This is a genomic window from Bdellovibrio sp. HCB209 (assembly GCF_047306065.1).
Taxonomy (GTDB): domain Bacteria; phylum Bdellovibrionota; class Bdellovibrionia; order Bdellovibrionales; family Bdellovibrionaceae; genus Bdellovibrio.
The window spans coordinates 1,776,225-1,796,605 of sequence record NZ_CP178618.1 but is presented as its reverse complement, the minus strand read 5'-3'; the positions used below and the strand labels follow the sequence as shown (position 1 = coordinate 1,796,605).

Below are 20,381 nucleotides of genomic sequence, written 5' to 3'. Positions count from 1 at the left end.
TATGTTTTCATGGTTGTTTAAAGACGAAGCCGGCACTGCTGCTGACCTTTACGTTGATTTGGGAACTGCAAACACTCTGATCTCAGCTCGCGGCAAAGGCATCATCCTGAATGAGCCGTCGCTGATTGCGTACCAACAAACTTCACCAGGTCGCAAACGCGTGATCGCGGTCGGTACGGATGCGAAAGAGAAGCTTGGCAACAATCCAGGAAATATCTTTGCGCAAAAGCCAATCCGTGACGGCGTTATTGCAGACTTTGAAACGACGGAAGTGATGCTTAAGCACTTTTTAAGTCAACCGGGCGTTAAGGGGCTTTACTCTCGTCCACGTATTGTTGTCTCTCTACCTTACGGCGTTACTGAAGTTGAAAAGAAAGCCGTTATTGAATCTTGTAAAGGTGCAGGCGCTAAAGACGTTTTCTTGATTGATGAACCTATGGCTGCGGCGATTGGCTCTGGTCTTAACGTAAAATCTGCTGAAGGAAATATGATCATTGATATGGGCGGCGGCACTACGGAAGTAGCGGTTATCGCCCTTGCTGATATCGTTTATTGCGAAGCTGTTCGCGTGGGCGGACACAAGATCGATGACTCAATCATTGATTACTTCAAACGCTATAAAAAATTGATCATCAATGACCAGACGGCTGAATACTTGAAAGTTTCAATCGGCACGGCTGTTCCTAAAAAAGACATCAAGCTCGTGACTATCACTGGTCGTGATGCCGATACAGGCATGAATCGCACGATGGAAGTGAGCTCTGAAGACGTGGGTCTTGCGATGAATTCTTGTATTCAAGAAGTTATCAATGCTGTTCATAAAGCTCTTGAGCACACACCACCAGAACTTGTTTCTGATATTATCGAACGCGGTGTTGTTTTGGCTGGCGGTGGCGCCTTGATTCGCGATTTCGATTTGCGCATTCAGAACGAAGTTCGTTTGCCAGTCAGAGTTGCTGAGAATCCGCTAACAGCAATCGCCATGGGCGGAGAGGCTGTCTTGTCTGATCCAGAGTTGCTGGATAAAATTCAATTGGAAGTTTAGTTTTAAAAAGCTCTGGGAAACCGGAGCTTTTTTTTTCGTCTAAAGCAGAGGGGCTTGTTTCATATTTTCACGAAGAAGCTCGTTCAATTCCTTCGCGACTGATCCCTGCACGCCAGATCCTATCTTCTGCCCCTCAAAGCTAGTCACCGGCAAAACATCTAGAGTCGTACCGATCATCATCACTTCTTTGGCGGACTTGATATCGTCATCGGTGATATTTGATTCTTTAATCGCCGCGATTTTTCCTTGAGCCACTAGTTTTTCAGCCAACTCGAAAGTTCGCATCATCGTTGTGCCTTTAAGCATTTGATTTAAGAACGGACGCACCAATACATTCTGGGAATTCAGGATCACCATATTCTCAGTACTGCCCTCAAGGAAATTGCCGTTGCCATCAAGATTGATCGTGAAATCAATCCCGCGATCGACGCTTTCTTTTTTCATCAAAACATTCGGTAAATAATTGCAGGATTTGATTCGCGCCATGGAGGGATCTTTGGGTGGAATCTTGCTCTTTCCGATACTCACACCTTGTTGGTATTTTTCTGGAGGAAGAGTTTTAAGGCTTGTCACCACAAGATACATTTGCGAAGAAATCGAATCATAGGGATTTGTGGTAAAGCCCCCGGGGCCACGGGAAATATAAAGTCGCAACAGAGCCTCTTGGACTTTCGCGGCCTGCATTGTTTCTGCGATGACTGATTTAATTTTGTCCACACTCATCGGTAGCGAAAGACCAATTTGGGCAGCAGACGATTCTAATCTCGCTAGATGCTCATCGATTAAGAAAACCCTGCCATTTACGACTTTGATAGCCTCAAAAACCCCGTCCCCACGATGAACCAAGTGATCATCGATTGGTATAGTCATCAGTCCCGGCTCCGTCGTGATACCTTCAAGCCACGTACTGTACATAGCAAGATATGTCTGTTGCGCTGGATATTTCTTGGCACTGAGTTTGGCTTGAACTTGTTCAGCGGTTAGTAAGGCAACTGACATATATCGTGGCTCCTTTGGCTCCACCCTATTCTCAGAACTGCCAGAGACTCTGGCAAGTTTTTTGTTTTTTAGTTTGACGCCCTCAATGCCGAGTCCTGAAAATGGAGTTACACATCAGGAGGATGCAAATGTATTTTCGTGTAGCTCTTATAACGGCTGCGATGAGTTTGTCTGCGTGTTCAATGTTTTCTGCAAGAAGAGCGGCTCAACGGGACAGCTCTCCTCCTGCGAAAGTAGCGTCCTCCGAAGAAGACTCTGCAACAGCTGCTGACAAAGCTCGTGCTCAGGAATTACGCGAAGCGATCGCTGCAGAAAAAGCCAAACAAGCGGACAAAGAACTGCCTACAACAACGACTCCTCACCATGCGTCCCCTGCTGCTGAGATTCACCCAGATCACGATCATAAAGATCACCACCAGATCCCAGCCGAGCATAAACCCCGTGTAGTTGGTCCTGTCTCCGCTGAAAAATCTTTGGGTTGGTTAAAAAATGGAAACACTCGTTTTACGAAGTCTAGTTTGCGCAATGATGGAGCAGCGGCAAAAGACCGTGCTCGCTTAAGTAAGGGACAAAAACCTCACGCGATTGTTTTGTCTTGCAGCGATTCACGTGTTCCGCCTGAGCTTATTTTTGACCAAAAATTGGGAGAAATTTTCGTAGTTCGCACAGCAGGCGAAGCTTTGGATAACAATGTGATCGGCAGCATCGAATACGCCGTGGATCACTTGGGATCTAACCATATTGTTGTGCTTGGCCATAGCTCCTGTGGAGCTGTCAGAGCCGCGCTAGCCTCGTTGCAAGGCGCTGACCTTGGCAGCCCCGCATTAAATGGCCTCGTGGCGGATTTAAAGCCTCGTTTGCAACAATACGCGAGCAGTAAACCCTCTGAAGAGATTCTTGAAGAAGTCTCAGCAAATGTGGACGGTGTCGCTCGCGATCTTTTAGCGCGATCTCAAATCTTGCGTGACGCTATGGCCTCTGGTGAGGTAAAAATTACGAGAGCCGTTTATCACCTAGATTCTGGCAAGGTGGAGTGGCGCCAATAGCAAAATCGGAGTTTAATTGATGAGTTCCCCGCGTAAAATTTTGATGACCTGTGCTCTTCCCTACGCCAACGGCTACATTCACTTGGGCCACTTGGTGGAATACCTTCAAGCTGATTTTTGGGCACGCTTTCAAAACATGCGCGGGAATGAATGTGTATTTATTTGCGCAGACGACACTCACGGAACTCCGATCATGGTTAAAGCCCGTGAATTGGGCATCACACCTGAGCAATTGATCGCGAACTCTTTCAAAGAGCACACAGCGGACTTTGCTGATTTCCAAGTTAAGTTTTCTCATTACGGCTCAACCAATGCTCCAGAAAATAAAGCATTGATTGAACAGTTCTATGGAAAATTCGTAGAAGGCAACCACACGCGCACTCAAGCGATTCAACAGCTTTTCTGTAATCACGATAAAATGTTCCTTCCAGATCGCTTCGTTAAGGGCACATGCCCTAAGTGTGGTGCTAAAGAACAATACGGCGATTCTTGTGATGTGTGTGCTTCTACTTACTCTCCGAGTGACATGAAGGACGTTCATTGTTCTTTGTGCGGCACAACGCCTGTTTTGAAAGATTCAGAGAGCATTTTCTTTAAATTGAATGATTTCAAAAAATATCTGGAAGAGTGGATCCCAAAACACTCTTCGCCTGAGATTGCTAAAAAAATGTTGGAGTGGTTCAACGAAGATCTTCATGATTTGGATATCTCTCGTGATGAGCCGTACTTTGGTTTCCCGATCCCAGGAACGAATGGGAAAAAGTTTTTCTATGTATGGGTTGATGCTCCAATGGGCTATATGTCCACAACAGAGATCTGGGCTAAATCCCAGGGCAAGACTTTGAAAGATATCTGGCAAGATCCTACGCGTGAAATTTACCACTTTATCGGTAAAGACATCGCTCGCTTCCATACGATCTTCTGGCCGGCGTTCTTAAAGGCGGCTGATTTCAGATCGCCAAATCAAGTTTTCGTTCATGGTCACTTGATGGTGAATGGCGAAAAAATGTCCAAATCAAAAGGGACATTTATTGCCGCTCGTACTTACTTGAATCATTTAAATCCTGAGTACTTGCGTTTCTATTACTCTACAAAACTGAATAGTTCTGTAGATGATATCGATTTGAATCTTGAGGAGTTCGTAAACCGTGTGAATTCTGAGCTTGTGGGTAAAATCACGAACTTGGGCTCTCGCGGCGGTCAAATGCTTAAGAAAAAAATGGATGGCGTGATGAGCACTCCAGATGCTGAGGGGCTGAAGTTGATTGCTCATGCTCAAGCTAAGTCTGAAGTGATTGCAGGCCACTATGAGGCACGTGACTTTGCTAAAGCTTTGGCTGAAGTTCGCACACTGGCTGATGATGCTAATAAGTACTTCGATGAAAAGGCCCCTTGGAAAACATTGGATGCAGATCCAGCCGGGACAAAACAAGTTATCACAACTACTTTGAATATTTTCAGAATGCTTGCGATTTACTTGAAGCCTGTTTTGCCTGAGTACACTGCGAAAGTTTCTAAACTTTTGGGTGAAGGCGATTACACGTGGAAAGACATCAACACGGTTCTTACGAACAGAGCTATCAATGAGTATGAGCATCTTGCGACTCGCGTAGAAGCTGACAAAGTGAAAGCGATGGTTGAAGAGAGCCGTAAAATCAATGAAGAGATTCAGGCTGCGAAAAAAGCTGTTTCGACAGCTCCTGCTGCTGCTAAAGCTGCGGCAGGCAAACCCGCTGACGTGGCAACATCGCCGGGTGAGATTGATTTTGCTGATTTCGAGAAGGTTGAACTTCGCGTAGGCCAGGTTGTTGAAGCTGAAGAAATCAAAGAAGCTGATAAGCTTTTGCGCTTGAAAGTTGATATCGGAAACGGTGAGATTCGTCAGATCATTTCTGGTATCAAGGCTGCCTATAAGCCTGAACAACTTTTGGGCCGCAAACTTTTGGTTTGCGTGAACTTGAAACCTCGTAAAATGAAATTTGGTATGTCTGAAGGTATGATCTTGGCTGCTGGTACTGGCGGAAGTGATTTATTCATGCTTTCCCCTGATGACGGCGCTCAGGTCGGCCAAAGAGTTAAATAATGAGCCTTTCTGCTCAAGATAAAAAATCCCTCGAAGAAATTCATAAGCTCTTTATTGAACTTGAAAAATCCTCGGGGGATTTTTCTTTTGATGGTGTAAAACTGACTGATCTTAAAAAGAAGATCGCAGCTTTAAACTCCTCTGATAATTCGGATGTGAGCCGTCTGGCGGGACTTGAAGCCCATCTGAATTCAAAAATGACTTTGAAGCATTTTGTGAGCTATGCGATTCCGTTTGAAAGACTTCTGCATCGCAACCTGCAAGATGATGATTTTTTGATCGTTGAAAATGATAAATCAGAAAAACCGGAAGAGACTCTTCCTTTGGTTTTTGTTTTAGACAATATTCGCTCTGCTTTTAACGTAGGATCTATTTTTAGAACTGCCGAGTGCCTGGGGGCGGAACGCATTTGCCTATGCGGTTATACGCCGAATCCTACTCAATGGAAGGTCGAAAAGACCGCAATGGGAACCCAGGAGTATATGACTTGGGAAGAACATCCCCGCTTGATGGATTGCCTGGATAGTCTAAAAGAAGACGGCTATCGCCTGGTTGCCTTAGAAACAGCGGCTTCAGCGTCGGACCTTTATGAATCTTTTGATAAAGAGCCTACAGCCTTTATTTTGGGAAATGAGCGCTTCGGTTTAGATCCTGAGATTTTGAAAGTGATTGATGAAGTTCGCGTGATTCCTTTGCGTGGACGAAAGAACTCTTTAAATGTTGGCGTAACAGCTGCTGTTGCTGGATTTGAATGGACGAGACAATGGCGCACGAAAAAATAGAACTCTCGCCTATTGGCTACTTTCGTAGCTCTCAAGTTCATCCCTATGAAGCTGGCAGACAGCCAGATTCCCATCATGCCAATGGTGTGATTGAGCTCTTAACGGGGCAAAACTTTGAACAGGCGCTTGAAGGACTTTCGGGTTGTAAGAAAATCTGGGTGGTCTTTGCCTTTCATCGCAATGAGCACTGGAACCCTATGGTGCTGCCGCCACGAGGGCGCAATACCAAGATTGGTGTCTTTGCCACCAGATCCCCTTATCGTCCCAATCCCGTCGGTATTAGCTGCGTGGATGTGGTTTCCATCAATAAGCTTAGTATTGAAGTTGCCGGAGCGGACATCTTGGATGGCTCACCGATCATCGACATCAAACCTTATGTTGCATATGCAGATTCTTTTCCTGGCGTTGAGCCTGACTGGCTAAAGGAAGCTGAGAAGTTCGATATTGAGTTTTCAGAAGTGGCGCTGGAGTCTTTAGACTGGCTTGAATCTCGAGGCGTGGACCAACTGCGAAGCTTTCTGCAGCATCAATTGGAATACGAACCTACGAATTCTAAAAAGAAACGAGTGAAGACTTTAGATGACGGTCGTTTTGTTCTAGCATATCGCACTTGGCGTGGCGTTTTCACACTTGAAGATCGTACGGTCAAGATCACTGCTATTGAAAGTGGCTATAGCGATGCCGATCTCGCAAATCCTGTTGATACTTATCAAGATAAAGAACTGCATCGCGAATTTAAAAATCTAAATAAATAAAAAAGCCGGTTTATCACCGGCTTTGATTTACTATTTATGTTTACGTTTTGATTTCATGTCTTGCATCTTGTCTTTGCAAGTTTGTGAAAGCTCATCCATGTGATCCTTCATACAACTCATCATAGCACCTTTGCCTTTTTTCACATCAGCGCAGAATTTTTCTGCATCTTCGTGACAAGCTTCGTGCACGCCTCTCATGGCTTTTTTCATGTCTTTCATTTTTGCTTTACATTCTTTGGATACTTTTTTGTGATTATCCTTCATGCATTTGTGCATCTCTGGTCCCGGTGTTACGCCAGGGCACAACAAATCCATATCTTTTGCACAAGGGCCTGTCTTAATTGCTCCAGAAGCAGGAGCTGATTCAGATGCTGGCGGAGTCATCTCAACTGATGGAGTTGATGTTTCCGTTTGCGCATTTGAACTATTAGAAAAAGCCATTACAGAAAGTAGAGCACACAAAGCGATCATTGATTTCATCTATTCCTCCTATGGAATCAGAACTATGATAGCGCTAGAAACTCTAAGTCCTCAACGACTTCACGAGGTACAGTCTGGGAATGCTTTGCCTTACAACAAATGTTTTGCGCCCATGGCAAGTGACGTAAAGAAACTTGTCACCACGATACACCACACATAACTGAAGATAGCGAAAAGTCCGTCTTTTTCTAAGTAGCCGATGGCATACAAGACAATCGCAATAGCGGGAACTGTGTTTGAAAATGGAATCGGTAACGGGAGCGCCAGCAACACAGCATTCACCGCAATCACCAAAAAATTCAAGAAACGAAATGCTGGCATTTCGTGAAGGAATAGCATTCTTTTGCGAACGATTTTAGAGACGTAGGTCCATACTTTTTCGGCATAGTTACTAAGTCGAATGATCGTGTTTGCTGAAATAGTAACGGTCTCCCAACGCTTGGGAAGCCATGGTGGTCTTTTAAGAAAAAGATAAAACGATACGGTGATAATCAAAATTCCAGAAATCGTAGATAGACCTGGTACCGGGATGGGGAAAAGATACGGCAAACACAAGATCAGCAAAATCATTCCATGACCTTCATCACCTAGAAGCTTAAAGACCTTCTTAAGAGGAATATCTCCATGAGTGGCTTCCTCCTGCAAAAGATCCATGGCGGCAATAAATTCACTTTTCAATTTGCCTTCCCTTCTACCCGTTTCCTAAAATAGAGACTCACCCTATTCTAAAGGACCTGCCATGGATTGGAAGATTTTTGCGAGTACATTCATCACAATTTTTCTCGCAGAAATGGGAGATAAGACTCAATTCGCAGCACTCGCTGCGTCTAGCCAGACGAAATCCACATTCACAGTGGTGTTAGCGGTCGTTTTAGCGCTGGGTCTTGCCGGAGCACTTGGAGTCATCTTTGGAAAATATCTTGGACAATTGTTAAATCCACAAATGATGAGATACGTATCGGGAACTTTATTTATCCTCGTCGGAATATGGGTTCTGACAGGAAAAGGATAAATGTCTTTTGAAATAAAAAAGGGAGTCTTACGACTCCCTTTTTAGTTTTGATTACTTCAAAGCAATCAATTGAGCGATCAACAAAGATACGACAGACATAACTTTGATCAAGATCGCAACACCCGGACCAGAAGTATCTTTGAACGGGTCACCAACAGTGTCACCAACAACTGCCGCTTTGTGAGCGTCAGAACCTTTAGGATGACCTGGCAATCCACCTTTTTCGATGAATTTTTTAGCGTTATCCCATGCTCCACCGGCATTTGCCATGAATAGAGACATTGTTGCACCAACAGCCAATGAACCTGCAAGCATACCTGCAAGAGCTTGAGGTCCCATCAAGAAACCTACTACAACTGGAGCCAAGATCGCGATCATACCTGGCAAAATCATCTCTACTAGAGCTGCTTTTGTGGCGATGTCTACGATACGAGCCGGTTGTGGTTCTGCTTTACCTTCACGAAGGCCTGGGATCTCTTTAAATTGACGAGCAATTTCGACCACGATTTTTTGAGCTGCTTTACCAACCGCTGTCATTGTTGTTGAACCAACAAGGAACGGAAGGATTGCGCCGATCAAGATACCGATCAATACACCTGAAGTAGTTAGCTCCAAAGACATTGCAGCCATACCCGCTTTAATACGAACATGGTTTACTTCCATGTTGAATGCAGAGAATAGAGCAACAACAGTTAGAATAGCCGAACCGATAGCGAATCCCTTACCGATAGCTGCTGTTGTGTTACCAACTGCATCCAATTCGTCAGTGATGTCGCGAACGTTTTTACCAAGACCAGACATCTCAGAAATACCACCAGCGTTGTCAGCGATTGGACCGTAAGCATCTACAGTCATTACAACTGCAGTACCAGCCAACATACCAACGGCTGCGATAGCGATACCGTATAGACCCAAAGCATGGTCAGCAGCATAAGCAGCTGCTACAACGATCAACATTGGGATCGCAGTTGATTCCATACCTACTGCAAGACCACGGATCACACCAGTACCTGCACCCGTCAAAGCTGCCTCAGCAACCAAACGGATAGGACGAGCAGCTGTGTAGTACTCAGTGATCAAACCGATCAAAGCACCACCGAATGCACCCGCTGCCAAAGCAACAGTTACTGTTTGGGAAATACCAAAAATTGGCATGATGATGTAAGAAGCGATCGTCAACAAGATAGGTGGGATGATCAAAGCGTTACGAAGAACAGTAGCTGGTTTTCCGTTTTTGAAAATACGAGCTGCAAAGATCACGATGATAGAAATCACCATACCAAGACCAGAAAGAAGCAAAGGAAGCATCACACCCGCAGTACGAGCAGTTGCTGCATCAGCACCTTCAGCTACCAATTTAGACAAACCTTCAAGAGGGATTGTCAAAGCGATTGCTGTTGCAGAAACGATAGCCGCAACCATCGATTCATAGATGTCTGCGCCCATACCTGCAACGTCACCAACGTTGTCACCCACGTTATCTGCGATAACGCCAGGGTTACGAGGATCGTCTTCAGGAATGTTCTCTACAACTTTACCAGCGATGTCTGCACCTACGTCAGCCGCTTTAGTGTAGATACCACCACCGATACGCGCGAAAAGTGCGATTGAAGAAGCACCTACTGCGAATGAGTGAAGGATTGTACCCATTTCTTCTGTGCCATCAAATTTCAAGTAAAGGCAACCAAGACCGATCAAAGCCAAACCTGCAACGGAAAGACCCATTACAGCGCCGCCGTCCAATGCCACAAGAAGAGCTGCTGGTTTAGAACCAGTTGCTGCAGCTTGAGTCGTACGAACGTTTGCGTAAGTGGCAGCTTTCATACCGAAGAAGCCAGCAAGCAAAGACAAGAATGCACCAAGGATGAATGATCCTGCGGCAACCATGCCCAATGCGAACCAAAGAACCAAGCCTACGACGATCGCGTAGACAAAAAGAACCTTGTACTCACGTACAAGGAAAGCCATTGAACCTTCACGAACGTAGCCCGCGATACGATTCATAGTTTCATTGCCAGCCGGTTGTGCCTTCACGCGAAGGTACAGAGCTACTGCCAACACCAAACCAATAACCCCAGCGATCGCTGGAGACATTAGCAAGTTATTACTAAACATTGTTGCACTCCATGTTTGATTTCTCGTTTAAATTACGAAGACTTAGGGATAATCAAAACATTGCATCTAGTCAACGAAGGCAGTGGTCCGGATTCGCTTTTTTAGGCCCACTGCGTTGGATGGATCTTTTGAGGTTTATAATATCTTGGGAGCAACAAATGCGAAGAAGACACCGATCAAAAATATCGTCACTGAAAGCGCATAAACGCGAGCTGAGAACTTTCTGCCTCTTATACAGGCATCGCGAAGTTCTGGCTCAATAGGACAAGGAGCGTTGCGATTAAACCACATCCACAATCCGTTAACGGTTAACATGATTGCTGCAAAAATAAACACCTGAGTTTTGTTCTCAGAAATCCAGATAAGGCCTGGGACTTTCGTTGCAAGGCCTGCGAGTACAGCTCCCAACCCAAGACTTACTAATAACGCGGGAAGCGCGCAGCAAACGAGCGTCCCCGCTGAACTAAAAAGTGTAAGGTAAGAAATGAAACTATTTTTTGTCGAAGCTAACTTCATAGCCAGCATCCTTTAAAAGAGTTTCGATTTTTTCGTGGGAAAGTTTTTTGCCTTCTTTATATGTAAGCTTCACGTATTTATTTTCGAGGCTTACATCGACTTTGTCGATTTCAGGTTGGTCTTGGAATTTTTTTGTAATTCCTTGAGCACAGAACGAGCACACCATGCCCTTCACCCCGACTGTTTCGGTTTCTGCTGCTGCTAGAGCAATCTGTGAAATGAATAGCACTACGGTTAATAAAACGGCCTTCATATAAACTCCTTTTAAAAATGAATCATATAGTTAAATGCCCAGTCACCGTTGAAGCCTGCTCCTAGCTCAATCAACACGTTTTTATAAAAAAGACGGATGAATTGAATGAGTTCTACTGGGTTGTCGTTAGTTTTCTCTGCTTGAAGAATAAACCAAGCATTGATCTCGTTGTATTCCGCAAGATACGGAGCCACGCCAGCGCGCAGTTTTATAACTTCAAAGTCAGGTCTTGCGAGTTGACTGGAATCTTCTCTGAAGAATCTATTGTAAGCGGCAGACGTATAGTATTTGCGCGACTCCCAATCGACATCGATGGCGCCAAAACCCACGCCGACATTTTCATTCGCAGAATTTTCTTGTCCGTATCCGGCGCTTAAATAGATATTTCCTTGAGAGTCTTCGTTATTCCATCGTTTCGCCAGATAGTTCAATCTGGGAAGAGTGTAATTTGTTTTTCCCTCTCTGAAATAATAAATGCCTGCTGCCAAGTAGGACTTGAATGAATATGTTAAGAGCACTTCATTTTCTTCCGGCTTATTATATGACATCAGTGATGTCGCTCCTTGATAGGAGACAGGATGGGCATTCGCTTGAAGGCCCCATATTGTGAGTGTGAGAAATGTTATTATGAACTTCTTCATTCGCATGACTTCCTGCTTGAGTGTTCTTTCATAGACTATTAGGATGGGGCTTAAGGGTTTGTGACAAATTCATGGAAAAAAGATTAATCGATCAAACAGACGAAGAACTTTTGATCTCTCTAGCAGAGGGCGAAGCACAGGCATTGGATTATCTCTATTCGAGACATTCTGGCCGTGTGTTATCTTATGCTAAAAAGAGAGGGCTCACTGCTGAACAAGCAGACGACGTCCTTCAGATCGTTTTTATGCAGCTTTTCCGTAAAAAACACCTCTACGATCCTAAACATCAGGCCCTGGCCTGGATCTATGTCATCACTCGCAGTGAGCTTAAAGACTATAGAAACCGTGAAAATAAAAATCACTTCGAATGGGACGATAAACTGTCACAAACCGACGACTCCGCTCCTATGATTGAACATGAGGAAGAGGCTGAGTCTTTGTTAAGAGAACTCAAGCCCCGGGAACAAGAAGCTCTGCGGCTGCGCTATTTAGATGAGCTGGAATACGACGAAATGGCTCGTCGAATGAAAACTTCCGATAGCAACATCCGTCAGTTAGTGAGCCGAGCTTTGAAAGCCTTAAGGAGTAAAAATGAAAGACGTTAAAAATGATTTTGAGTCTTTTAAGAATGAAGTTTCTGAAACTTCAGGATCTTCTTTCGTGCTTAACAAGATTCAAGCTGAAATTGCTCGCACGGCTCCGAAAAAGTCTTCAGTTGCTTTCAAAATGGGCGCTATTCATTTGGGTAGCTCTTTGGTGACTTTGATGGCTTGCCCTCAGTTTGGCACTCGACTGTTTTTTGAGGGCGAAGGCTTGATGGATGTCTTTATGAAAATCTCCCCGATGTTTTGTCAGGCATTTTGTGGTGCTTTTTATTTATCAGTGACTTTCGTAATCGCCCGCTTGCTGTTGTCGTACGATGAGTGGCTGGTGATCAATCGCTCGCGTGGGCTTTCCATTGGCGGACTGGCTTTGTTGTCTTTGGGTGTGTTTGCGATGCTCGCTCAAGGGATTTCATTTGAGGCTGGTGTGTTTTGGATCTTTGGTGCGATTGTCGCGGCGGAGATGGCTTCGGTTTCACGGGTTACTTTGCGGAAGATTTTTAGTTTCGGCCGCTAGAGCGTTGCCGAACCCCGGATTCAGTTTAAGCTCAAAATACCATCAATCTGCTAAATACCAATTCATCCTTCTTGCACAGTGAATACTCTCTAATACCTTTACTTAGAGAGTATTTATGTATATACATAATGAGGGGATGTTATTCCAATGGGATCCCAGCAAAAACTATAAGAATATAGTTAAGCACGGTGTGGACTTCGATGAAGCTGCCAGCATTTGGATCGATCGCCTGATATTAATTGAGGCAGATCACAAACACTCAGAAGCAGAAGATCGATATTTAGCCATCGGAAAGTCCATCAATAATCGAATTTTAGCAATTGTTTTTACTTTTCGGAGAAGTGTCTATGAAAAAAAAGAAATCCACTATTGCCGTATCATCTCTGCAAGAAGTGCTGGCAAGAGCGAAAAAGCAAGGTATCGCAAGAACAGTTAAAGACTCCGAAATCGACTTTTCTGATATTCCAGAACTCACGCCTGAGCAATTAGACCGAATGGTCCGCCCAGGACGCCCGTTAATTTCATTATTCCCGAGAAAAGCCATTTCAATTCGTATTGACCAGGATGTTTTGGCCAAGCTTAAGAAAAAAGCAAAAAAACAGGGTATCCCCTATCAAAGTTTGATTAATGATATTCTGAAAAAGGCTGTCTAGATTACAACCAACCGCAGAACCGATCGGTTTTGCGGTGTACCCACAACTCAAAGCCATTTCGACAGCCAACTATGCACTATATTTTTTTGCATATTGCTTCAAGACCTGACGAATAAGGCGCTGGTACTTACTGCCTTTTTTCTGAGCCTCGTTTTTAAAGAAATCAAGAGTTTCCCCTTCGATCTCGATAGTAATTTTCACTTTATCATCTACAGCAAATAAAACATCGGGAGAGGGCAGGAAATCATCGACTTGAGTCACTTTTCCAACAGGAGCTTCGTATTCACTACGTGAATATGCTTTATTTTTTCTTTGAGAGGTTTTTTTTGATTTCGCACTCATAGTATTTTGTCCATTTCCGCCTAGCCTCATCCCACTCGAACGCACCTCGGACTATTACTGTTTTTAGCATATACCCATACTTTTATACATATTTTTATATTGAAATATTGTGGGATGAGATAATTCAAGAATCAGACTCGACTGAAACCCTCTATATAAGATAATCACTGGGGAATGACCCGAAGGTCGCTACAGCTTGAGTTTAATTTCTAAGGGGAAGTGGTCAGAGCTGACCACTGAGCTGTGAACTTCGGCCTTTAATACGTCAAAGCCGCGCACAAAAACGTGATCTAGCTTTAAAAGTCTGCCGTCATTTTCTAAATCGATATGATCTAATTTTAAATCCCGGAAAATACTTTTCATGATTAGGTGACGCTTTACGTTCCAGGTGTTGAAATCACCTGCGAGTATCACGGGGCCATCGAATGTTGAGATCTTAGCAGCGATCTCATAGAGCGATGCTGTGAAGGCGCCTGTGGTTACGAAGTTTAAAACGTGAGTGCATACGACTAGCACTTTCTTACCGTCTAACTCGTACTCACTGAATAGAGTTAATTTTGGTGTGAGCCAGAAGAACTCGCGCGTGCTGGCTCTGATAAAATCTACTGCTTTAGGAGTATACTTGGAACCGATAGCGACACCGGTACTGCTTTCGTCTTTTTTATAGTGAAAACTTTGAGCGAGATGCCACTCATAAGTTGAGAAATCTTGTTTCCACAAGAGTGGCATTTTGTTATCGACCACCGCTTCTTGCAGCATGATAAAGTCCTTACCACTGCCGTGTTTGCGGAAGTCATTTGCAAAGATGTGTTCCTTTTGTCCTTTAAAAACATTCCAAACGAAGATGTTCAATTCAGATGTGGGAGCCAGCACCTGACTGGCGTCCCCTACCTTCATTAGAACTTTTTCTAGAGCTGGAATCTTAAAAGGAACCACTCGTTATCCTTGCTTTACTTTTGCTAAGTACTTTTCGTCGACTTCTGAAACCTTCAATGCTTGAGCTTCGGTACGCTCTTGTTCTGCGAGCAACGTTGAAAGATAGCGTTCTGTTGTGCTTGGTACGATTACTACGATATTCTTACCGCGGTTTTCTTCCTTCGCTGCTTGACGAAGACCAGCTGCGATAGCTGCTCCTGATGAAATCCCCACTGGGATGCCTTCAGTTTTAATCACTTCGCGTGCTGTCTTTAGTGATTCCTCAGAGGAAACTTGCTCCACTCCGTCGACGATTGTGCGATCCATTACCGATGGCACAAAGCCTGGACCGATACCTTGGATTTTATGGGGACCTGGTTTACCACCGGAAAGCACCGGGCTTTCTGTTGGCTCCACCGCGATCATTTTTACGGAAGGCTTTTTGGCTTTCAATACTTGCCCTACTCCCGTCATAGTTCCTGAAGTTCCCACTCCACTGATCACGATGTCGACTTGGCCGTCGGTGTCGCGCCAGATTTCAAGAGCTGTGGTTTCTTTGTGAATCGCTGGATTTGCTGGATTGTCGAATTGACCTGGCATCCAGGATTTTGGATTCTTTTCTTGAAGCTCCATCGCTTTCGCGATTGCCCCCTTCATACCCAATGGCCCTGGTGTTAATACGATTTTTGCACCTAGTAGTAACAATAAAGTTCTGCGCTCTGCCGACATTGTTTCTGGCATTGTTAGAGTAATCGGATAGCCTTTGGCAGCGGCGATGAACGCAAGCGCTATTCCGGTATTACCACTTGTAGGCTCGATGATTTCCATGCCGGGTTTAAGTTTCCCCTCAAGCTCTGCCGCTTCGATCATCGCAAGTCCGATACGATCTTTTACTGAAGCGAGTGGGTTAAAGAATTCTAGTTTTAGAAGGATGTTTCCAGGAAGTCCCTTACCGAGTCTTTGCATTTGGATGAGGGGTGTGTTTCCGATGGTTTTTGTGATGTCTGAATAGATTCTCATGGGTGCGCTTGTCCTTTTTGTTGGTCTCCTCGGACTGGAGAGTAGAGGTTCATTGTACTCCCATATTGGGGGTGATTCCAGAGGAAGATCATTGAAATCGATGCAATTTTCTTAAGTCCCCACCTATGTCAGAGCGCAGGAATTTATGCGTCCAAAATATAGGCACTTGGCAGTGACTATAAACTTGGCTGTGTGGATTTGAGGGGTGGTGATTTGTCTAAAAAACAGACAGTTGGGAAGTTGTTTCCAGGAGATTTGGGGCCTCTCTACAGAGGGAGCGAGATCGGGTATAAACAATACGAATTTTATTTCTGCCCGCCTTTGGCCAGGAGTTTTTATGTCTTTGAGTCTTCGACATGTTTTGATTTTTGGTTTGTGTCTTTCGATAGGCGCTTGTGCGTTTAAGAAGGAGGATGCCGAGGATCAGCAGAGGCAGAATTTGGTCGAAGATGTATCTAATAAGATGCAGGAAGATCAAAAGAATGCTGGCGTGGATTTGAAGGAGTCGAATGTTGGGATTTCTTTTGAGCCTGGTGAGCCGGGATACTACTTGCTTTCACTAAAATGGCCAGAGTCCGTTGGTTCAATGGAAGTATCTATAAATAGAAGTCTTCAAGCGACCGTTACTGGAAAGAACTATTACAAACAATTAGTAAAAAATGGCGATAAATTGATTCTTAATCTTCGCGCCTACGCCTCAGCATCCAATGGTGGCAGATTTCTTTCTCCATATGAGTCTGAATTATTAGTTCCTAAAGATTTAATCATTGGAGAGGAAATCTCCCTCACATCCCATACGTCATTTGAAGTTGAAAGAGCATTTTTCTACAAAGATGGGAAGATCATCACAAAAGGATTCAATCTTTCTATTAAAACAAATTCTCTCATAGTTTCCGAAAAATCCGGACAGTATGGTAATGCCGAAGACAAGGCACACATCGTAACTTATAGATTGTCAGATACTCCATCCGAACAGTTCAACTCCAACATTCAAATTACTGCTGAAAAAGCAGAGGGAAAACTATCCGTCGCCCTGATTGGCATCAATGGCAAAGATGGTCGTGATGCAAAAGACTTTGCACCGACAACTTTTCCACCAACTGCCGCCGGAGGATCCAATGGCGCTGATGCTCTAGTCGCATACAAAAGAGGCATGTGCCTTGGACCAGATAATACCGGTTGCGACGATCAACAATGGTGCAACAGAAATCCTACAAACGGTGAAAATGGCAAAGACGGACAGTCTGGCACCAATGGTGAAGATGGCCAGAAGGGTGGCTCGACTGGAAATATCAGTATCCAAATTGCCAATAGCGAAAACTTTGCTATCTCTATATTTCAGCGCCCAGGCCTTGGCGGTAAAGGTGGCGTAGGAACTCCAGGGCAAAAAGGCGGACCTGGTGGCAATGCCGGCAGAAATGCTGATAAGTGCACTCCGGCCAGAAATGGTCAGCCCGGTAAAGACGGTCTTAACGGACAAAATGGCAAAGATGGATCTTGCGGCGAATGGGGTGAGATCATCTCCAACGTGAAACTCACGATTCCAGAGAAGGAAATCAATTCTCTTTGCACGCCAGCCAAATAATTTAGATTTTAATATCGCATAGCGGAACAGAAGCAGTTCTGCCATGCGATATAACTCACGCGTTATCTCAATTCCGAATAGACAATCCTCGCTCTCACCGACAGAATTTAGCGCGGAGGATTGCTTCAAATGATCAATAAAGTTCTTTCAGGATTGCTTCTTGTTGTTGCTACATTTTCTTTCCAACAAGCTCGCGCAGAGTATGCCGCGGGTATTATGATTGGTGATCCTATTGGATTCACAGGACGCATGTCTTTGAATGAGAAGAACTCTGTTGATTTGGGTATTGGGGCTTCTTCTGGATATATGCGCGGGTTGCAGATTCACTCTACTTTTTTGTTTGATAAATTGGAGTCCTGGGAGACTGCTAGCGAAGGTCCTTTGAACCTTTATACGGGGGCTGGTGCTCGTTTGGTATTTATCAATGATGGTAAGTATGATGGCGATACTGCTTTTGGACCGCGTGTTCCGGTGGGTATTACTTTTAATATTGCGGAACCTAAGATGGAATTGCTTGCTGAGGCTGCTATGACTTTGAATGTGGCGCCGAAGGTTGATGCGGATTTGGATGTTGTGATTGGGGCTAGGTTAGTTTTCTAACCCTTGCTCCCACTTGTAGGCCGTCTCACAAATTAATTCTAAGTTGTTTCTCTGCGGAACCCACGCAAAGAGGTTCTTAACTTTCGAACAATCCGCAATGACCATTCCGACGTCTCCCATTCTACGTGAAGACTCGATGATTTGAAAATCGGACTTACTTACCTTCTTGACGGCATTTAGCACTTGTCTCACCGAAAAACCCACACCATAACCGCAGTTAATGATATCGCTCTTACCGCCTTTGGAAAGGTGACTCAGAGCTAAGATGTGTAGCTCTGCCAAGTCCTCAACATGAATATAATCACGCACGCCTGTGCCATCTATCGTCGCATAGTCGGAACCAAATATACTGACCGATTCGCGTTTATGGCATGCAGCCTCTACGGCAACTTTAACCAAGTGAGTGGCAGATTTAGTACGCTGACCATTGCCACCACCAACTTGAGCTCCCGCCACGTTGAAGTAACGCAGGATCATATACTTTAAATCGCCAGACTTGCCAGAATCCTGAAGGATTTTCTCGGCCATCAATTTCGACATCCCATAAGGGTTCAGTGGACTTGTCGACGAGGTCTCACTGAAAACACCGGCCCCATCTCCGTAAACCGCTGCCGTCGAAGAGAATACAACATTAGTAACAGATGCTTCCTTGCAGGCCTGCAGCAGAGACAACATCCCACCAGTGTTACAAGCATAATACTCAACAGGTTTTTCGATGGACTCAGGAACTACAGATTTAGCTGCGAAATGAATAACCGAGTCGATATTAAATTTTTTGAGTGTTTCCGCCATAAGCGTTCTATCCAACACATCTCCGAAAACAAAATCGACACCTTTCGGTATGGCCTCTTGAAACCCCGTAGACAAGTTATCATACACCACAACAGCATGCCCTTTATCCAAAAGCATTGCCGCCGTATGCGACCCAATATATCCAGCACCACCCGTTAGCAAAACTCTCATCGCCCACTTCCAAAAACAACCACACGAACAGTTCGTAAAACAATTTTTAGATCCAAGAAAAATGAAAAGTTTTTGATGTAGAATAGTTCGTGCTGCAGCTTTTCTTGGGCATCGCGGATTGAAGCTCCATAAGGATAACGAACTTGAGCCCACCCCGTAATTCCTGGGTGAACCAAATGACGAAGACTATAGTAAGGTAATTCCGCCTCAAGCTTAGTGTTAAACTCTGGACGCTCTGGACGAGGACCAACAAAGCTCATGTCACCTTTTAGAACATTCACAAGCTGAGGAAGCTCATCAATACGTGTTTTGCGAATAAAACGTCCAATCGCAGTAACACGGGAATCATTTTCACGAGCCCATACTGCACCATTTTGTTCCGCATTCACGGTCATGGAACGCAGTTTGTAGATCCAAAAATCTCGTCCACCTTTACCAGTGCGGATTTGACGATACCAAGGCGAACCTGTCGATTCCAAGCGGATCAGCACAGCAAAAAGCAAAACTACAGGCCAAGTGATCAACAACAACAAAGCAGCAAGACCAATATCAAAAATACGCTTTACTCTTGCCACAGAAGGATTTCGCACGATGGAAAGACCCTGATACTTCAAAAACCATGTCGGCTCAAGATAGTACTCTGGCAACTTCCTCCAAAATTTCTCATAAGCTGAAACAAGATCTAAAACGGGTTCACCTTGCAGTTTGTGCTTAACAAGATGATGAGAAATTTCCGATGTAAACTCATCGGGGCGTAACGCAATAATCACAGCATTCCATTTGCGCGTCAGATAGCCCTGTAGATCATCTATAGATCCCAAGATCAAACCATTCGGTGTTCGCTCGATTTTATCCTGTCCCGCAACCAAGATATGCACTTGCCCATGCAGTCCCCACGAGTTGATATCCTCAACAATTGCACCGTAATAATTATCTGAAACGACAAAAAGCCAACGAGCCTTTGCGCGCAACCCACGCAACACCTTTAAGATCGCCAAGCGCAACAACAAAGCAATAAATCCAAATGCCGCCAGGGCGCTAATCAAAATCCCACGACCTAATAGACCTTGTGGCTGAAGAGCCAATAGATAAATCAAACTGATCACGAAAACAAAAAAAACGGAGGTTGCTACGAAAAAATTAAACCCCATTCGCAACAGGGTCACTTCGACGTCCAAATCATAGCAGCTAAACACGTACAAGGAGATAACATAGGCGATAGCCAATGCGTACAAAGAGCCATTGAGCAAAAAGCTCATTTCGATCTCTCCGAATCGGATGAACGAAGCCAAGCTAAAGCACGCCATCATTACTAGAATATCTAGAAACAAAAGAAAAGCTTTGGATTCGCGACCAAAAATGACTACCGCTTTACGCACTACATGCCTCGTACCGAGTTCTTTCAGCCATAAAAAGTCTAATGAATTTAAGAAATTATCAATGTTTTTATGACATTT

At 44.4% G+C, this 20,381-nt stretch carries 24 protein-coding genes; 12 read left to right on the top strand and 12 right to left on the bottom strand.

Translation table 11 applies throughout. From position 1 onward, the window contains the following. The first annotated feature begins 1 nt into the window (after position 1). Positions 2 to 1,045: a rod shape-determining protein gene (locus ACLVWP_RS08775; protein WP_413561392.1), complete on the top strand. Its 1,044-nt coding sequence runs from the start codon at positions 2 to 4 to the stop codon at positions 1,043 to 1,045. Between the two features lie 39 nt (positions 1,046 to 1,084). Here ACLVWP_RS08775 and ACLVWP_RS08770 read toward each other — a convergent pair whose 3' ends face one another. Then, positions 1,085 to 2,044 (bottom strand): aminotransferase class IV, encoded by a 960-nt coding sequence (locus ACLVWP_RS08770; RefSeq protein WP_413561391.1) that lies wholly within the window; start codon positions 2,042 to 2,044, stop codon positions 1,085 to 1,087. 128 nt (positions 2,045 to 2,172) lie between these two features. Between ACLVWP_RS08770 and ACLVWP_RS08765 the strand changes: the two genes are divergently transcribed. The 4 genes from ACLVWP_RS08765 to tsaA are packed head-to-tail and all read left to right on the top strand — an operon-like array spanning position 2,173 to position 6,710. Next, on the top strand, positions 2,173 to 3,090 hold the full coding sequence (locus ACLVWP_RS08765; protein WP_413561390.1) for a carbonic anhydrase: 918 nt from the start codon (positions 2,173 to 2,175) through the stop codon (positions 3,088 to 3,090). A 19-nt stretch (positions 3,091 to 3,109) separates the two neighbouring features. Next, a complete protein-coding gene (metG, locus tag ACLVWP_RS08760) occupies positions 3,110 to 5,173 on the top strand; it encodes a methionine--tRNA ligase (RefSeq protein WP_413561388.1) in 2,064 nt (687 codons plus the stop codon). Further along, the gene (locus tag ACLVWP_RS08755) at positions 5,173 to 5,955 is read left to right on the top strand and encodes an RNA methyltransferase (protein WP_413561387.1); all 783 of its coding nucleotides are present in this window, start codon (positions 5,173 to 5,175) and stop codon (positions 5,953 to 5,955) included. The genes metG and ACLVWP_RS08755 overlap by 1 nt, the downstream gene beginning before the upstream one ends. Then, positions 5,937 to 6,710: a tRNA (N6-threonylcarbamoyladenosine(37)-N6)-methyltransferase TrmO gene (gene tsaA, locus ACLVWP_RS08750; protein WP_413561386.1), complete on the top strand. Its 774-nt coding sequence runs from the start codon at positions 5,937 to 5,939 to the stop codon at positions 6,708 to 6,710. The genes ACLVWP_RS08755 and tsaA overlap by 19 nt, the downstream gene beginning before the upstream one ends. Positions 6,711 to 6,740: 30 nt before the next feature. Here the strand turns inward: tsaA and ACLVWP_RS08745 are convergent, their stop codons facing one another. After that, complete coding sequence (locus tag ACLVWP_RS08745; RefSeq protein WP_413561384.1) at positions 6,741 to 7,190, bottom strand: cysteine rich repeat-containing protein; 450 nt, start codon at positions 7,188 to 7,190, stop codon at positions 6,741 to 6,743. Positions 7,191 to 7,280: 90 nt separating this feature from the next. After that, the gene (locus ACLVWP_RS08740; protein WP_413561382.1) at positions 7,281 to 7,868 is read right to left on the bottom strand and encodes an exopolysaccharide biosynthesis protein; all 588 of its coding nucleotides are present in this window, start codon (positions 7,866 to 7,868) and stop codon (positions 7,281 to 7,283) included. A gap of 61 nt (positions 7,869 to 7,929) precedes the next feature. Here ACLVWP_RS08740 and ACLVWP_RS08735 point away from each other — a divergent pair, with 61 nt between their 5' ends. Further along, on the top strand, positions 7,930 to 8,202 hold the full coding sequence (locus ACLVWP_RS08735; protein WP_413561380.1) for a TMEM165/GDT1 family protein: 273 nt from the start codon (positions 7,930 to 7,932) through the stop codon (positions 8,200 to 8,202). Positions 8,203 to 8,253: 51 nt separating this feature from the next. On the opposite strand, the gene ACLVWP_RS08730 is transcribed toward ACLVWP_RS08735, so the two are convergent. The 4 genes from ACLVWP_RS08730 to ACLVWP_RS08715 all read right to left on the bottom strand — a co-directional run bounded on the left by ACLVWP_RS08730 (position 8,254) and on the right by ACLVWP_RS08715 (position 11,634). Next, positions 8,254 to 10,317 (bottom strand): sodium-translocating pyrophosphatase, encoded by a 2,064-nt coding sequence (locus ACLVWP_RS08730; protein WP_413561378.1) that lies wholly within the window; start codon positions 10,315 to 10,317, stop codon positions 8,254 to 8,256. 135 nt (positions 10,318 to 10,452) lie between these two features. Continuing rightward, on the bottom strand, positions 10,453 to 10,833 hold the full coding sequence (locus ACLVWP_RS08725) for a hypothetical protein (protein ID WP_413561376.1): 381 nt from the start codon (positions 10,831 to 10,833) through the stop codon (positions 10,453 to 10,455). Continuing rightward, positions 10,808 to 11,086 (bottom strand): heavy-metal-associated domain-containing protein, encoded by a 279-nt coding sequence (locus ACLVWP_RS08720; RefSeq protein WP_413561374.1) that lies wholly within the window; start codon positions 11,084 to 11,086, stop codon positions 10,808 to 10,810. Before ACLVWP_RS08720 ends, ACLVWP_RS08725 begins: the two co-directional genes overlap by 26 nt. A gap of 11 nt (positions 11,087 to 11,097) precedes the next feature. Continuing rightward, positions 11,098 to 11,634 (bottom strand): hypothetical protein, encoded by a 537-nt coding sequence (locus ACLVWP_RS08715; protein ID WP_413561372.1) that lies wholly within the window; start codon positions 11,632 to 11,634, stop codon positions 11,098 to 11,100. A gap of 164 nt (positions 11,635 to 11,798) precedes the next feature. Between ACLVWP_RS08715 and ACLVWP_RS08710 the strand changes: the two genes are divergently transcribed. The 4 genes from ACLVWP_RS08710 (at position 11,799) to ACLVWP_RS08695 (ending at position 13,499) form a co-directional block, all read left to right on the top strand. Continuing rightward, positions 11,799 to 12,332, top strand: coding sequence for an RNA polymerase sigma factor (locus tag ACLVWP_RS08710; RefSeq protein ID WP_413561370.1), 534 nt, complete (start codon positions 11,799 to 11,801; stop codon positions 12,330 to 12,332). Then, entirely contained in the window at positions 12,319 to 12,846 is a 528-nt protein-coding gene (locus tag ACLVWP_RS08705) for a hypothetical protein (RefSeq protein ID WP_413561368.1), read from the top strand. The genes ACLVWP_RS08710 and ACLVWP_RS08705 overlap by 14 nt, the downstream gene beginning before the upstream one ends. 115 nt (positions 12,847 to 12,961) lie before the next feature. After that, positions 12,962 to 13,282 (top strand): BrnT family toxin, encoded by a 321-nt coding sequence (locus ACLVWP_RS08700; protein WP_413561366.1) that lies wholly within the window; start codon positions 12,962 to 12,964, stop codon positions 13,280 to 13,282. Next, positions 13,194 to 13,499 (top strand): BrnA antitoxin family protein, encoded by a 306-nt coding sequence (locus tag ACLVWP_RS08695; protein WP_413561364.1) that lies wholly within the window; start codon positions 13,194 to 13,196, stop codon positions 13,497 to 13,499. The genes ACLVWP_RS08700 and ACLVWP_RS08695 overlap by 89 nt, the downstream gene beginning before the upstream one ends. 69 nt (positions 13,500 to 13,568) lie before the next feature. Here the strand turns inward: ACLVWP_RS08695 and ACLVWP_RS08690 are convergent, their stop codons facing one another. The 3 genes from ACLVWP_RS08690 to cysK all read right to left on the bottom strand — a co-directional run bounded on the left by ACLVWP_RS08690 (position 13,569) and on the right by cysK (position 15,776). Next, positions 13,569 to 13,841 (bottom strand): CopG family transcriptional regulator, encoded by a 273-nt coding sequence (locus ACLVWP_RS08690; protein ID WP_413561362.1) that lies wholly within the window; start codon positions 13,839 to 13,841, stop codon positions 13,569 to 13,571. Between the two features lie 189 nt (positions 13,842 to 14,030). After that, positions 14,031 to 14,777, bottom strand: coding sequence for an endonuclease/exonuclease/phosphatase family protein (locus ACLVWP_RS08685; RefSeq protein WP_413561361.1), 747 nt, complete (start codon positions 14,775 to 14,777; stop codon positions 14,031 to 14,033). Positions 14,778 to 14,780: 3 nt separating this feature from the next. Then, the gene (gene cysK / locus ACLVWP_RS08680; RefSeq protein ID WP_413561360.1) at positions 14,781 to 15,776 is read right to left on the bottom strand and encodes a cysteine synthase A; all 996 of its coding nucleotides are present in this window, start codon (positions 15,774 to 15,776) and stop codon (positions 14,781 to 14,783) included. 337 nt (positions 15,777 to 16,113) lie between these two features. Here cysK and ACLVWP_RS08675 point away from each other — a divergent pair, with 337 nt between their 5' ends. Together ACLVWP_RS08675 and ACLVWP_RS08670 are read left to right on the top strand one after the other, a co-directional pair. After that, positions 16,114 to 17,361: a hypothetical protein gene (locus ACLVWP_RS08675; RefSeq protein ID WP_413561359.1), complete on the top strand. Its 1,248-nt coding sequence runs from the start codon at positions 16,114 to 16,116 to the stop codon at positions 17,359 to 17,361. A gap of 129 nt (positions 17,362 to 17,490) precedes the next feature. Further along, complete coding sequence (locus ACLVWP_RS08670; protein WP_413561358.1) at positions 17,491 to 17,961, top strand: hypothetical protein; 471 nt, start codon at positions 17,491 to 17,493, stop codon at positions 17,959 to 17,961. Here the strand turns inward: ACLVWP_RS08670 and galE are convergent. Beyond that, positions 17,950 to 18,924: a UDP-glucose 4-epimerase GalE gene (galE, locus tag ACLVWP_RS08665; RefSeq protein WP_413561357.1), complete on the bottom strand. Its 975-nt coding sequence runs from the start codon at positions 18,922 to 18,924 to the stop codon at positions 17,950 to 17,952. The two genes, ACLVWP_RS08670 and galE, sit on opposite strands and share 12 nt — an antisense overlap. Further along, the gene (locus tag ACLVWP_RS08660; protein ID WP_413561356.1) at positions 18,921 to 20,303 is read right to left on the bottom strand and encodes an exopolysaccharide biosynthesis polyprenyl glycosylphosphotransferase; all 1,383 of its coding nucleotides are present in this window, start codon (positions 20,301 to 20,303) and stop codon (positions 18,921 to 18,923) included. Before ACLVWP_RS08660 ends, galE begins: the two co-directional genes overlap by 4 nt. Positions 20,304 to 20,381: the final 78 nt, after the last annotated feature.

Excerpts from the sequence above, each read along its gene's own strand:
- ACLVWP_RS08775 (WP_413561392.1), top strand. The coding sequence starts at position 2 with ATGTTTTCATGGTTGTTTAAAGACGAAGCCGGCACTGCTGCTGACCTT.
- ACLVWP_RS08770 (WP_413561391.1), bottom strand. The coding sequence starts at position 2,044 with ATGTCAGTTGCCTTACTAACCGCTGAACAAGTTCAAGCCAAACTCAGT.
- ACLVWP_RS08765 (WP_413561390.1), top strand. The coding sequence starts at position 2,173 with ATGTATTTTCGTGTAGCTCTTATAACGGCTGCGATGAGTTTGTCTGCG.
- metG (WP_413561388.1), top strand. The coding sequence starts at position 3,110 with ATGAGTTCCCCGCGTAAAATTTTGATGACCTGTGCTCTTCCCTACGCC.
- ACLVWP_RS08755 (WP_413561387.1), top strand. The coding sequence starts at position 5,173 with ATGAGCCTTTCTGCTCAAGATAAAAAATCCCTCGAAGAAATTCATAAG.
- tsaA (WP_413561386.1), top strand. The coding sequence starts at position 5,937 with ATGGCGCACGAAAAAATAGAACTCTCGCCTATTGGCTACTTTCGTAGC.
- ACLVWP_RS08745 (WP_413561384.1), bottom strand. The coding sequence starts at position 7,190 with ATGAAATCAATGATCGCTTTGTGTGCTCTACTTTCTGTAATGGCTTTT.
- ACLVWP_RS08735 (WP_413561380.1), top strand. The coding sequence starts at position 7,930 with ATGGATTGGAAGATTTTTGCGAGTACATTCATCACAATTTTTCTCGCA.
- ACLVWP_RS08730 (WP_413561378.1), bottom strand. The coding sequence starts at position 10,317 with ATGTTTAGTAATAACTTGCTAATGTCTCCAGCGATCGCTGGGGTTATT.
- ACLVWP_RS08725 (WP_413561376.1), bottom strand. The coding sequence starts at position 10,833 with ATGAAGTTAGCTTCGACAAAAAATAGTTTCATTTCTTACCTTACACTT.
- ACLVWP_RS08720 (WP_413561374.1), bottom strand. The coding sequence starts at position 11,086 with ATGAAGGCCGTTTTATTAACCGTAGTGCTATTCATTTCACAGATTGCT.
- ACLVWP_RS08715 (WP_413561372.1), bottom strand. The coding sequence starts at position 11,634 with ATGTCATATAATAAGCCGGAAGAAAATGAAGTGCTCTTAACATATTCA.
- ACLVWP_RS08710 (WP_413561370.1), top strand. The coding sequence starts at position 11,799 with ATGGAAAAAAGATTAATCGATCAAACAGACGAAGAACTTTTGATCTCT.
- ACLVWP_RS08705 (WP_413561368.1), top strand. The coding sequence starts at position 12,319 with ATGAAAGACGTTAAAAATGATTTTGAGTCTTTTAAGAATGAAGTTTCT.
- ACLVWP_RS08700 (WP_413561366.1), top strand. The coding sequence starts at position 12,962 with ATGTATATACATAATGAGGGGATGTTATTCCAATGGGATCCCAGCAAA.
- ACLVWP_RS08695 (WP_413561364.1), top strand. The coding sequence starts at position 13,194 with ATGAAAAAAAAGAAATCCACTATTGCCGTATCATCTCTGCAAGAAGTG.
- ACLVWP_RS08690 (WP_413561362.1), bottom strand. The coding sequence starts at position 13,841 with ATGAGTGCGAAATCAAAAAAAACCTCTCAAAGAAAAAATAAAGCATAT.
- cysK (WP_413561360.1), bottom strand. The coding sequence starts at position 15,776 with ATGAGAATCTATTCAGACATCACAAAAACCATCGGAAACACACCCCTC.
- ACLVWP_RS08675 (WP_413561359.1), top strand. The coding sequence starts at position 16,114 with ATGTCTTTGAGTCTTCGACATGTTTTGATTTTTGGTTTGTGTCTTTCG.
- ACLVWP_RS08670 (WP_413561358.1), top strand. The coding sequence starts at position 17,491 with ATGATCAATAAAGTTCTTTCAGGATTGCTTCTTGTTGTTGCTACATTT.
- galE (WP_413561357.1), bottom strand. The coding sequence starts at position 18,924 with ATGAGAGTTTTGCTAACGGGTGGTGCTGGATATATTGGGTCGCATACG.